Origin of the sequence: Bacillus sp. FSL K6-0268 (genome assembly GCF_038005425.1) — a bacterium.
GTDB classification, from domain to species: Bacteria; Bacillota; Bacilli; order Bacillales; family Bacillaceae_G; genus Bacillus_A; species Bacillus_A thuringiensis_S.
This window is the reverse complement of the sequence record NZ_JBBOTF010000004.1, coordinates 17,046-29,176: the sequence shown is the minus strand read 5'-3', so window position 1 is coordinate 29,176 and position 12,131 is coordinate 17,046. Positions and strand designations below refer to the sequence as shown.

Sequence of the window (12,131 nt, the reverse complement as noted above, 5' to 3'; positions counted from 1 at the left end):
TATCTAGATTTATTCTATCATATGTACCTAACATTTTTGTTGAGAAAATAATCGCGCTCACTATGACTTCGCACATACACAGCTGATATATGTGATGGGAGAAGGAACTTACTGTGAATTATTCAGGTACCATTTCAAAAGTGACAAACTCTTCAAGATGTTGTAACGTATCATGAAATTCATTTTTATCAAAGGATGCACAGCGCCCCCTCACTTGTACCACTTTTCCCTTTTCATATTAAGGTTCAAGATATGTGATTACAAATATATCTACATTACGATCTGGAAAACAGTAAAAAATCACTTTTTTTCCGGACCAAGCTAATGGATAAATGTTTTGTGATTTTTTCCTTGTGGCTTCATCTCCAAGATGCGGTGCAGTATCTATGGTTTGTCCTACAAAATCAGTTCTTTGTTGATGAACAGTTTGTAATAATGCATGATTCACATCAGTAAAAACATAGTCCCCTTCGTCTTGTTTGAACATAAAATACATACGTGAGTGATGTTTTTCATAGTCTCGCAACAACTCTTCTAATAATGAACATAAGACCATTTTCATCTCTTTTTAATCCCTTCTGTGAGAATGATAGAATATAGGTTTATTTTAATTCAAATGTTGAGAAAAAAGCAAATTCAAAATTCCGAATTTTGAATTTGCTTTTATTACCCTCGAATATCTACTGGTCTGTAATTACATTGCTCCTAAAAAGTTTATCTCTTCGGAATATGCATGATCTTACACATTCATTTTAAGCGCCATGCACCCTATATGTAATAAAAAGTTGTTACATATAGATTACAAGACATCTTTATTTCTCAATCATTTAGCTATAAGGACAATATGTTTTTTCTAATATAACAAACTTGGTTCATTTCATACAAATTATAAATAAAGGGGGTTTTTTATAAAAACATCTAACAAATTCTGTGTTATTTTCAAGCAAATTACATGTATCTAAACTAGCGATTATAAAGGCAATCAAGATGGTAATAAAAAAAAGGTAATAGAAATTGATGTATTTTATTGTAACTATTTTTGAAAGCCAATTAGCCTCCATTTATGAAAAACTTCATCAAAAAGCGGAGAACCATTATCATCTATTTGATACATTTGATGAAGTAAGATTAGATATTATTATTCCCTTTTGAAATGCATGGACAAACGAAATACGGAAGGAGTGATTGTGTTGAATAAAGAACAAGCTTATACATTTCTAAAACAAGTGTATCAAGATGTTATCTTAAATTTGAAATTATATAAAATATCAGATTGTTTTAGTGACCAATATATGCAAGTTACGGATGGTACAGAGGTGAATATACAAGGGTTTCATACTCATATGGAAACTTTAAAAAGTATAGTAGACACACTGGCATTGTCACCTTTTTACGATTTTTGAATTGAAAGATGGGAAAATTTTACGTTGTAATGAACTAACTCGTTCCTTACAACCTGATGATGAATTTCATACCATTGGAAAAATTAATATAAAAAAATAACACCTAAGTTTGCATGCATCATATGTTGCGAAGCCAAAACCTAAGCTCAGGTTTTGGCTTCGTTTGGCTAGTATACGGCTTATGTTCATCCTATTGAAGCAAATTTACTTCCTTCCATACCCACTAGCATGTCTCTCAATAAGAACTGGCAGATGAGCAAAAATACCGCATGCTAACATTGCAAGCTTTTTATGCACTTTTAAATACCATCCATATTCTTATAACATCGTTGATACATCATTCATATAGTCCACGCTTTTTCAAATGCTCACGTAAACTACTGGCGCGACATTTTAACCGTTTTGCAATTTCCACATATCCCATTCCTGTATTCCGTAACTGAACCGTATCCTCACACAATTGATCCCATTTCCATTCTGCATTCTTTGCTTTCACATTTTCCTCCCCAGACAAATGCTTTCCTAACTGGTATACTTCTTTCCCCCATTTACAATTTGCAATGCAATGTTGATAGGAGCCGAATAGATATTCACATCCACGGCAATGCTGTTCTTGTATATTTATAATTTGAATTCTCGTTTCTTTTGCATTCATTTTCTATTCTCCCCTATGTTTCTTTTTCCTTATGATAACAAAAGAAACATATTTTGTTTATGAAACTAATTCCGGCGCTAAAATAGCTTGTTTTACAATTTTCGACACAAATAACTCATAGAGCATCTTATTCTTTTATAACATGTATCCAAATTTTAATTGAGAAAATTCGGATTGTGTTTACAAGAGGAGAGACTCGATTTATTATATGCGCATATATAAATTGGAAATTTAAAGGAGGTTTGTTATGCAAGCGAAAATAGGAGAAACAATCGTATTTGAAAGAGATGGTATGGAGATTACTGGTATCGTGATCAAAAAGTATGAACGATCCATATTAATTGAAATTGTAACCGCTATGGGTGGCGACTTTCCATATGATAGAACCGTTGTGAATCATAGAAAATATCGACTTTGTATAGACAAGGCTAAATAACGGGGAGACTTTTTATGTATAAAAATAAGCGAGTTTCATTTTAAAAAATAATAATTCTCAATGGTATTGATGTTTCTTGTTTCATGATATGGAACTTGATTACGAACCGCTATGTCTAATTAGGATGAATCGTAATACAAGATTTTAGAAATATAAATTGGTAAGGTCACTGAAGATAGAGCGATACAAAGGTAATCCCCCTCCGCTGATTCAGAGGATAATCAATCGAAATAAGGAGTATACAGTGTATATGGAGTTGTATTTCACCTACGAAAAACACCTATTGTATTTAAAGGTATCTAAAACCTTTATAAACGATTAGTAATCGATTTATTCGTTTTTTGCTATTCAACTTAATTTAAAACGTCTTACAATAGAATATCAGCGCCACAAATGAACTGACAGCGAGAACGTTTGGTCGTTACAGCCAATTCATATGAATTATTGGTTGTAACGATAGGTGCTTTTTCTGCAGGTACACACAATAAATTAGATACATTGATTATCGCAACAATGCATGAATCTTTTTAGCTATGCCTGATTGTACAAAATAGTGGTTCTGGTGCAAAAAATTCGAGGAATTGCAAGTAATCTCTAAACTTTGGACATACTGATAGTATTACTCTATAAAAGATGTGTGATTAGTATGCAAAGGGACAATTTGTTTAAATGGAAGCATTACCAACCGGATATCATTGTATTAACTGTACGTTGGTACCTACGGTACAATCTAAGTTTTCGAGACTTGGTGGAAATGATGGAAGAAAGAGGATTATCCTTAGCTCATACCACGATTATGCGCTGGGTCCATCAATACGGGCCGGAACTGGATAAACGGATCCGACGTCATCTTAAACAAATGATTCATGGCGAGTGGATGAAACGTACATAAAAGTAAAAGGGCAATGGGTGTATTTATACCGCGTGGTTGATTCTGAGGGAAATACGATTGACTTTTAGCTCAGTAAAACTAGGAATCATAAGGCTGCAAAGCGATTCTTTAAGAAAGCTTTGCAGTCTTTTCATGTCTCAAAACCTTGTACAATCACAATTGATAAAAATCCTGCTTATCCAGTTGCCATCACTAAATTAAAGAAAGAGAAAAAAGTGCCGTTAGGCACTCAAATTCGACAGATAAAATATCTAAATAACGTAGTGGAGCAAGACCATCGGTTCATTAAAAAACGTTTACGCTCTATGTTAGGATTTAAATCTTTTGGCACAGCTACATGTATTCTTGCAGGAGTAGAAGTCATACATATGATAAAAAAAGAACAGGTTGATTTACGGAATCAGTCTGTTCAAAATCAAAAAGAATTTATTCATCAATTATTTGGATTAACAGCGTAAAGAACGATTCCGATAGGAATCCCCATTGCTCTTTGGAATGTATCCTTTATTTGCACCAGAACCATATGACGGAAATGGTATATTTTAGAGGGGCACAGAAACCCATATAAAGAGATGGGGGATCAAGATTTTGTAAGATACCTTGTTGTAGACAACACTGGCGTTTTACTTTCACCTGATAGTGGGCTAGGTATTGGAAGAAGGGGGTTACGTACGCATCGCGTGCAGTTTTTTCGCAAAGTGTTCAAAATCAATAAGGAGATATACAAAATTTTGTATATCTCCTTATTCTTATTCTATATTTGTAGTGTCCAACTATGCCACAGGACTTTATTACGTGTGTTTTTTATGTTTGCTTTCATTCAATACGCCATCAGCTAGAAATTTAATGCTAGCTCCAATACTTAAAGCAAATATAACTCCCCCTATTTTAGTCTGATAGAAATTAAATATAAATAATACAAGAGAAAGTACAATACTTAAGATGGCAATCATATAATACTTATTCATAGACTCACTCCTTTTATTGTAATGTTGAAAGAGTTTTATTTCGAATCTCATAGATAAAATCACTTAGTTGATTTTTAAACTCTTCAATATGAGTAACAAATAGTAAACTATTTCCTTTTTCAAGAAAGGTAATTAAAACTTTATATATTTCTTGTTGAGAATTTTTATCAAGTGCTGTAAAAGGTTCATCTAATAATAGAAGGTTAATATTACGACTAATCATAGAGATAAGAAAGAGTTTATATTTCATTCCCAAAGAATAAGTATGTACTTGATCATGTAAAGATTCTTGACTAAGTTCAAATAAATCACAGTACATTTGAACATTTTTCAGGTAATTCTCTTTATCTTTTATTTTCCACAAAGAGCTTATATACTGAATATTTTCCCATCCTGTAAGTAAATCAAAAATGGGTGGGTTGTTAGGAATAAAAGCGGTAGTTCTTTTGAACGCTAACAAATCAATTTGTTTTTGATTCTTATAAATTTTTGTTTCAGTTCCTGTCAGTATATAATTTAACAACGTAGTTTTACCAGAGCCATTTGCTCCGGTGATACAGTAGGATTTTCCATCTTCAATGACTAAAGAGGATTCTTGTAATATTATTTTATTTTCAAATTGTAATCTCGGTACTTGAATCTTATATGTCAATATCTATACCTCCAAATAATTGAACCATGTTTAAGCTGATAACTATAATAAATAAAATGGATAAAATAATTTTTGAAAATTTTGTACTAAACCCTACTAATTTCGTGAATCCAACATACATAGCTATACAAACGAATCCAACACTTAGTAATGAGAATACTACAAAAATAAACTGAGGTAAATCTCCTCCAAAATTTATAATGGTTAGAAAGTTTAATGCTTGTGTAATTAAAAAGATTGAAGTTCCTGATAATATTACACTATACATTCTTTTTATGGATAGATCCGGTTTATTCATTAGACCTATCAATGACCAAAACATTGTAAAAATAAAACATAGTATGAGTATAAAGGGTGTTATCATTGCCGTTATTAACACCAGTATAGTTAACCAATCTTTGAATTCATGAAAGGATTTGAAATTGAAAATAATTGTAGATAATAACGTGTTAAAAAATAATAAAGAAACAATATTAAATAAAACAATCTTTTTTTTGTTATTAAAAAATGAACTAGAATTCTTTTCGTTTTCTTTCATAGAAATTCTCCTTTTAAAATGAACTATAGTAACCTTCAATTAAAGATGCGAATCCACAACATATCGATGCAATTAAAATCACACTTCCTATTTCTAAATAGACTTTTTTCCAAAAAAAGGATACGGTTTTTATTTAAAGATAAGAAAGTATAAGTTTTTAAGCACGAATTGCTTCCTTGGAAAGCTTGTTATGTAAGGGATTTTGAACAATATTTGGAATTTCCATAATGCGCTAGATTGTGATATTTTTTAGTTATGGAAGCAAATATATTAAAACGTATTTTCTTTGATGAACATAATCATTGGGAACGATTTAAAGATAAATATGGAGCGAGGATCCGTCCAGTTGTTTTGAAAGAAATTGAAAAATTTAGAGGGTGTGGAGACCCTGAAAATGGATTTAAATTGTTTGTATGTGAAGGGTGTCATCATGTTCGAAAAGTTCCTTATCGTTGTAAAGGACGATTTTGTACAACTTGTTCTGTAGGAGAAAGTGAAGAATGGAGTAGACTTCTTTCAGAAGACGTACTTCAGGTGAATCATCGTCATGTTATTTTTACCGTAGATGAAGGACTTCGAGATATTTTTCTTTTGCACCGCCATTTATTAAAGATTTTTATGGATGAGGCCGCCAGGCTGTTGGTGGATTATTTTCAAAAGAAAATTAAGGTAACACCCGGTATTATCGTAGGTCTTCACACCTTCGGCACTAGAATTAATTTTAATCCGCATGTTCATATACTTGTTACAATGGGTGGGATGACAAAGATTGGAGAGTGGAAAGGGTATGATTTTCTTCCGTTTGAGATGCTTCGGAAACAGTGGCAAACCATCGTGTTAAAACTGATTCGAAAAGAGCTCACGGTGGCAGAAAAAAAGCCAATTCAATCGAAACTTCAAAAAGCATTTTCTGATAATGGGAAAGGCTTCTATGTACATGCTCCGAAACAGAAAGGAAACGTAAAAAAACAACTTCGGTATATTGGCCGCTATATTCGTCGACCTGCTATTGGGTTGAACCGGATCGAGGAATATGATGGGCAATCTGTTTCTTTTACATATACGGACAAATTAGATGGGAGGAAAAAAGTAGAAACGATATCTGTAGAAGAGTTTATTTCTCGATTAATTCGTCATATTCCAGATGAGCAATTCAAAATGATTCGTCATTATGGCATGTATGCACGTCGAATTAAAACATTATGTAAAAAACTATTAAATGAATGGCAAAAGAAAGCCAGACGTTGGATAATAAAAGTGAAAAAAACACTACGTCGTCAGACGTGGAGGGAACGAGTTATCGCGAGTGGAAAAAAAGATCCTCTTCTTTGTCCAAAATGTGAATCATTTTATGAATACAAGGGGGAAGTCTGCCTAGAAAGCAGAGAATGGAAAATAAAAGTAGCTTTATGCCAAAATACGCGAAATTATTTAAAGAGGGTGATTGATTATTTCGCCAGTAAGCAAACATCGAAAAAAGAAAAAGAAGAAAAACACAGTTGGACATAAGCGAATTAGCTATGTACAGTATGTTTGTGTAGGCTGTGCTCAAACAGAAAATATTCCCGATTCTGTGGTAAGAAGATTTGATATCATGGATGTAGGAGATTCGATTGTTCCGCCTAGGTTTTCCTGTGAACGATGTGGTGAAGATATGTATCCGCAGGATTACACAGGGATTGATGGGATTATGTACAATTTATCGGATTTTCGCTAGACGAAAAAGGACCGGGTGGTTTTCCCGGTTTTTCTTATCTCTCTACTCATGTATAATGAGATGAATCCAGAAGGTAAGATTTTTAATAAGGGGAGGAATAGGGTATGTCAATTGCAATCGCAGTCTTAACATTTATTGGGGGAGTTGCTCCATTAGTGACACAATTGTTAAAAGCATTTATGTAGTATATCGTTTCTAACATGTTGAAAAAGAGGTAAATACCCACGGCGTTAGTTATGGGCATCTACCTCTTTTCGTATTGAGAAAGTTACCTTTTAAATTCGGGACAACAAACAATATAAGTAATTCCCGTCCCAATCCTAAGGTAATACGCTGCAATAGGAAATAAACCCCTATTGCAAATCAAGGTCAAATACGAGAAAAAATAAAAAAAGATTGAGTGAGTTCACTCAATCTTAAGAAGGAGACAAATGACAGATTATCACAAAGCTTATTAAATAGTATAACTCATATTGTCAGAAAATTAAATTCATTCTTTGTATATCAAATGCCGTTTCTGTTGCAAAGTTTTACACTACCCTAAAAATATAGAATTGAAATACAAATAGGAAGAATAAATCGTATGAAATATACAAGATGAGGTATAGGGTATTCATAATTTTTGATCGTTTTTAAACTTTGCAACAGAACCTATTTTTCTTCTTGAGGTATACAAGAGAAAAAAAGAGGGCCTTTTATAGAAAGGCCCTCTAAAAATGTATGTCTTTTATAAACAAACGAATAGCTAGGATATAGCAATCTATCCTCCTAATGTTACTTTATGATTTACAGGTTAATTTCCACGGAAGAACGTTTCCTGTCTAAGTCTGTTTCTGTAGATTGTTCAGAAAGTGTCGTGCATTCTTGAAAGGCAAATTGTTTACAGCCCTTACATTTGGATGTCTCTAATTCTTGTAGTGCAAAATGCAATGCTACTCCTGTACGTGTGAAAAAGTGTGATTCGCCAATTCTTTCGTATAATCCTGTTTGGTGGAATATGTCTTTCGGTTGATGCTGGATACCGGAAATCAAAAGGGTTCCTTGTTTTTCTAGCATTTTCTTTCGAATGTGTTCTACTGCTGACTCTGCCGAAGTATCCATAAAAGAAATATTCCCCATACGTAGGAGAAGAATGTGTGCGTTAGACTGTAGGGATGACTCTATAGATGTTTCGAATTCTTTTATAGTGCCGAAGAATAAAGGGCCCTCTACGGTAAAGATACTGATTTGCGGACAATTTTTCCCACTTGTGACGATGTCTGACTTGACATAGGAATCTACTGGATCTGGCAATACTTTTTGAACGTGTAAAGATTTGCTCATTTTTCCAATAAACAGAAGAAACGCAAGGAGTAACCCCACGCTTACTCCGGTTGTAAGATCTGTGAAAATGGTTAAGAAAAAAGTCCAAACAAGTACCAGGGTGTCCCCTGTTCTTGTTTTCAGAATATGAATAAATTCATGCTTCTCACTCATATTCCAAGCAACGACCATTAAAATAGGTGCCATACTAGCTAGTGGAATATGAAAAGCAAGCGGAGACAGGAATAATAATACTAGTAATACGACTATTCCGTGTATCATACCTGATACGGGAGAAGTCGCCCCATTTTTAATATTCGTTGCGGTTCTAGCGATGGCACCCGTCGCAGGAATACCGCCAAATAACGGTGCCACCATATTTGCAATTCCTTGTCCCACCAGTTCTTTATTACTATTATGTTTGCTGTTTGCCATGTTATCTGCCACCATGGCAGACAACAATGATTCAATCCCACCTAATGCCGCAATGATACAGGCTGCTGGAAGTAATATAAGGACAGTATCCCATGTAAATTCAGGCATTTGGAAGTCCGGTAGTTGATGCGGGATATCGCCGTATGTAGTCCCAATCGTTTCGATTTGATTCGGAAATAACAGGGTTGCGATCACACTTGAAATGACCAATCCCAATAATGCGCCTGGAATTCGAGGTAACCATTTTGTAGCTGCAATCACAATTCCTAAGCATAGAAAAGCGGTAAGGATACTATACGGATTTAGTTCTGCGATATTTGTCCCTATTTCTTTCATGTTATAAAAAAAGGTTTCTTGCTTTTCCAGGTGATGAAGCCCTAAAAAATTTGCAATCTGTCCAGAAAAAATAATAACCGCAATCCCCGTTGTAAAACCAATCATGACAGGGCGCGGAATAAAGGTGATAAACCTTCCTAGTTTGCAGACGCCCATGATAACAAGTAAAATTCCTGCCATAAAACCTGCAATCAATAGGTTTTCATAGCCATATTGCATCACAACGCCGAGTAAGATTGGTACAAATGCGCCTGTTGGTCCTGCAATCTGATATTTTGATCCACCAAATACGGATACGAGAGTCCCTGCGATAATCGTCGTATAAATACCATATTCGGGTCGTACGCCACAAGCAATAGCAAATGCCATGGCAAGTGGAATCGCTACGATTCCTACAACCAATCCTGCTAACATATCTTTTTGTAAGTTCGCGAAGTTATATCCTGTGTATCTGCCTGAAAATCTCATCTTTATGCCTCCTCTTCCTGCAGTCATTTCATTTAAGGACTTGTTGTATGTGCGTAGGAATATCCCTCTACAACGACTTCTAAATTTCCTGTTTTGGGGTGAATGACAAGTCCATGCACAGGTACAGAAGACGGTAATAAAGGATGCTGGCGTATCATTTCTACACTATGTTGAACACTTTCCTGTACGTTTCGGAAACCGGTTAACCATGTAGATAGATCGATTCCTGCATGTTGTAAGGTACGAATGCAGGTGGAATCAATGCCTTGCTGTTTTACCTTTTCTAATAGCGGCTCAGCTTGCAAACCCGCCATGCCACAATCTTCATGACCAATTACACAAATTTCCTCCACTTGTAATTCATAAATGCCCAGTATGATACTTCGCATCATACTACCAAAAGGATGGGAAATCACAGCACCTGCGTTCTTTATGACTTTAGCATCTCCATTTTGTAAGCCCAATGCCTGTGGTAACAATGTTAGCAGTCTGGTATCCATACACGTTACAATCAATAACTTTTTATTTGGAAATTTGGTCGTAGAAAAAGGTTTGTACTCTTGTTTTTGTACAAACGTTTCATTATGCGTCAATATATTTTCTAGCAATGTCACTTGATAACGCCTCCCTTATTAAGTACGATCACATGAATAGGCTGAAATAAAAAAAACTTGCCAATTTTTAAGATTGGTAAGCTTTTGATACGAATTCGGACGTGATCTTATGTTTAGTCTAGAGAGGATAAAATTTGGTGTCAATAACCTAAAACATGAGAAATATATTCTTATATTCTATAGATTTCTTATAAAATATGAAATTCTTTTTTCTGATTCTTACCTGTATCTCATGTTAAGAACATATATAGGAAAAATAAGTATCATAAAATCACTATACATCTACGTTGTTTCGATTTTTCACTGTTCTACACAGGGAAACATTGTTTTCTGATTCGCAATATGCGTAGGTTGAGAAATACAGATAGTACCTTGTATGTCATATGAAATCCATTTACAATGTAACTAAAGTATCGTTAATGATGCATTTAAGTTTCGCTAACATGAGAATTACCTATATATAATTGATTCATGGTGAAATAGAAAAGAATGAAAGCTGAATCTATCATCATGATAGCTGTTTTATGTAAAACTTGGAATTGTTACGAGGGAGACAAATTGAGAAAAATGGATGTTTATTAGGAACAATCCATTTCATATATGAAGGAGGAAATAGAATGAACAAAACTGTAAAATATGCAATTCGATTTCTAGCTGTACCCTTTGTAACAGGTGCAGTTCTGTTTAGTGCAGCGGCAACGCAAAATGTACAAGCAGCTAGTGAACCATCACTACAAACACAAAAAAGTGAAGTGGGAACATTAGAAATTACATTGACAGCTATGGAATGGAAATATGATCATAGTGAGCCCGGGGGATTTAAATATTATCCTGGAAACAACTTAGCAAATGTAGAATTTACAATCTATAATAAAAAGGACAATACAGAGTATGCAAAGAAACGAACGGATAAAAATGGAAAAGTTTCGTTTCAACTCCCTTTGAATCTTTCTTTTTCCTGTAAACAAACATCCGCATATCCAGAAACAAATGGGGGAAGATATGTCCCTGAGACAAGAACGTTTTCTGGATCTTTTAAAACAAATGGAGAAATCTATCAGCATAATGTGTACAATATGTTCACATTATATTAAAAAACAAAACCCTTTGAAAAACGATTTCAGTTTTTCAAAGGGTTTTAACGTACTAGAGATTATGTAAATATTTTAGTATGAGTTCCAAATTTGCGGAACCCATTCAGGGTAATCAATAAGTGGATTTTGATTCCTTTCAAAATCTTCGCCATGCTTCACGTACATTAAAAGGAATCGAAACGATTCATGCTATATATAGGCAAAAGAGAAGTCACATTCTTGATTTCTCTTTTGCGGCGTGCAAGGAATTACAGGAGTTATTCAGGGTACTTAAAATCTAACCAGATTTTGTGAATTATCGTATACTTTTTCGAGCTTTGCAACAGAACCTAATAATGTTATAAATTTTGATAGTAGTTACAATAAAATGTATTAAGCTTTAAAACGGCTTGTAATACTTTTCTTGGATCATCTTTTTCAAGCATTTGTGTGATGGATAAATAATATAACCTGTCATTTAATTGATTTGATTTTATAGTCATTCTTAAACCTTTAAGTTCGTTTAACATTAAATGATATCTTTTAGCATCTTCAGGATTACTAGGAATATTTTGTTTTATAATACGCTCACAATCTAGAGCTAAACTTATAAATTCATGATGATTTGTCACGGTATCCTCC

The 12,131-nt window shown here is 34.0% G+C and carries 12 protein-coding genes and 2 pseudogenes; 6 read left to right on the top strand and 8 right to left on the bottom strand.

Annotated features, from left to right (window positions below):
• Positions 1-238: 238 nt before the first annotated feature.
• Complete coding sequence (locus MHI28_RS34310) at positions 239-562, bottom strand: hypothetical protein (protein ID WP_340829013.1); 324 nt, start codon at positions 560-562, stop codon at positions 239-241.
• Positions 563-1,190: 628 nt separating this feature from the next.
• On the opposite strand from MHI28_RS34310, the gene MHI28_RS34305 reads away from it, so the two are divergent.
• Complete coding sequence (locus MHI28_RS34305) at positions 1,191-1,403, top strand: hypothetical protein (RefSeq protein ID WP_236828952.1); 213 nt, start codon at positions 1,191-1,193, stop codon at positions 1,401-1,403.
• A gap of 337 nt (positions 1,404-1,740) precedes the next feature.
• On the opposite strand, the gene MHI28_RS34300 is transcribed toward MHI28_RS34305, so the two are convergent.
• On the bottom strand, positions 1,741-2,058 hold the full coding sequence (locus MHI28_RS34300; RefSeq protein ID WP_000991919.1) for a hypothetical protein: 318 nt from the start codon (positions 2,056-2,058) through the stop codon (positions 1,741-1,743).
• 247 nt (positions 2,059-2,305) lie between these two features.
• Between MHI28_RS34300 and MHI28_RS34295 the strand changes: the two genes are divergently transcribed.
• Positions 2,306-2,494 carry a DUF2187 family protein gene (locus MHI28_RS34295; RefSeq protein ID WP_065486707.1) on the top strand — a complete coding sequence of 63 codons (189 nt, stop codon included), beginning with the start codon at positions 2,306-2,308 and terminating at the stop codon, positions 2,492-2,494.
• A 646-nt stretch (positions 2,495-3,140) separates the two neighbouring features.
• Positions 3,141-3,844, top strand: a pseudogene (locus MHI28_RS34290) (IS6 family transposase).
• 333 nt (positions 3,845-4,177) lie between these two features.
• On the opposite strand, the gene MHI28_RS34285 reads toward MHI28_RS34290, so the two are convergent.
• From MHI28_RS34285 to MHI28_RS34275, 3 genes are read right to left on the bottom strand one after another with little or no spacing between them, the layout of a single operon-like run.
• Positions 4,178-4,354, bottom strand: a complete 177-nt coding sequence (locus MHI28_RS34285) for a hypothetical protein (RefSeq protein ID WP_164727829.1) — start codon at positions 4,352-4,354, stop codon at positions 4,178-4,180.
• A gap of 13 nt (positions 4,355-4,367) precedes the next feature.
• Entirely contained in the window at positions 4,368-5,006 is a 639-nt protein-coding gene (locus tag MHI28_RS34280; protein WP_127064270.1) for an ATP-binding cassette domain-containing protein, read from the bottom strand.
• Positions 4,996-5,544: a hypothetical protein gene (locus MHI28_RS34275; protein WP_069356916.1), complete on the bottom strand. Its 549-nt coding sequence runs from the start codon at positions 5,542-5,544 to the stop codon at positions 4,996-4,998. Before MHI28_RS34275 ends, MHI28_RS34280 begins: the two co-directional genes overlap by 11 nt.
• A gap of 255 nt (positions 5,545-5,799) precedes the next feature.
• Between MHI28_RS34275 and MHI28_RS34270 the strand changes: the two genes are divergently transcribed.
• A complete protein-coding gene (locus tag MHI28_RS34270; RefSeq protein ID WP_100910182.1) occupies positions 5,800-7,053 on the top strand; it encodes an IS91 family transposase in 1,254 nt (417 codons plus the stop codon).
• Between the two features lie 994 nt (positions 7,054-8,047).
• Here MHI28_RS34270 and MHI28_RS34265 read toward each other — a convergent pair.
• Positions 8,048-9,802 carry a SulP family inorganic anion transporter gene (locus MHI28_RS34265; RefSeq protein ID WP_340829000.1) on the bottom strand — a complete coding sequence of 585 codons (1,755 nt, stop codon included), beginning with the start codon at positions 9,800-9,802 and terminating at the stop codon, positions 8,048-8,050.
• 32 nt (positions 9,803-9,834) lie between these two features.
• On the bottom strand, positions 9,835-10,416 hold the full coding sequence (locus MHI28_RS34260; RefSeq protein ID WP_098487794.1) for a beta-class carbonic anhydrase: 582 nt from the start codon (positions 10,414-10,416) through the stop codon (positions 9,835-9,837).
• 617 nt (positions 10,417-11,033) lie between these two features.
• On the opposite strand from MHI28_RS34260, the gene MHI28_RS34255 reads away from it, so the two are divergent.
• Positions 11,034-11,510, top strand: a complete 477-nt coding sequence (locus MHI28_RS34255) for a SpaA isopeptide-forming pilin-related protein (protein ID WP_098487795.1) — start codon at positions 11,034-11,036, stop codon at positions 11,508-11,510.
• 134 nt (positions 11,511-11,644) lie between these two features.
• Positions 11,645-11,791: pseudogene (locus tag MHI28_RS34250) on the top strand (IS6 family transposase); the annotation flags it as partial.
• Positions 11,792-11,848: 57 nt separating this feature from the next.
• Here the strand turns inward: MHI28_RS34250 and MHI28_RS34245 are convergent.
• Positions 11,849-12,121, bottom strand: a complete 273-nt coding sequence (locus tag MHI28_RS34245) for a hypothetical protein (RefSeq protein WP_069356799.1) — start codon at positions 12,119-12,121, stop codon at positions 11,849-11,851.
• Positions 12,122-12,131 lie beyond the last annotated feature (10 nt).

Coding starts and splice junctions, on each gene's coding strand:
- MHI28_RS34265 (WP_340829000.1), bottom strand. CDS start 9,802: ATGAGATTTTCAGGCAGATACACAGGATATAACTTCGCGAACTTACAA.
- MHI28_RS34295 (WP_065486707.1), top strand. CDS start 2,306: ATGCAAGCGAAAATAGGAGAAACAATCGTATTTGAAAGAGATGGTATG.
- MHI28_RS34285 (WP_164727829.1), bottom strand. CDS start 4,354: ATGAATAAGTATTATATGATTGCCATCTTAAGTATTGTACTTTCTCTT.
- MHI28_RS34270 (WP_100910182.1), top strand. CDS start 5,800: ATGGAAGCAAATATATTAAAACGTATTTTCTTTGATGAACATAATCAT.
- MHI28_RS34300 (WP_000991919.1), bottom strand. CDS start 2,058: ATGAATGCAAAAGAAACGAGAATTCAAATTATAAATATACAAGAACAG.
- MHI28_RS34275 (WP_069356916.1), bottom strand. CDS start 5,544: ATGAAAGAAAACGAAAAGAATTCTAGTTCATTTTTTAATAACAAAAAA.
- MHI28_RS34255 (WP_098487795.1), top strand. CDS start 11,034: ATGAACAAAACTGTAAAATATGCAATTCGATTTCTAGCTGTACCCTTT.
- MHI28_RS34310 (WP_340829013.1), bottom strand. CDS start 562: ATGAAAATGGTCTTATGTTCATTATTAGAAGAGTTGTTGCGAGACTAT.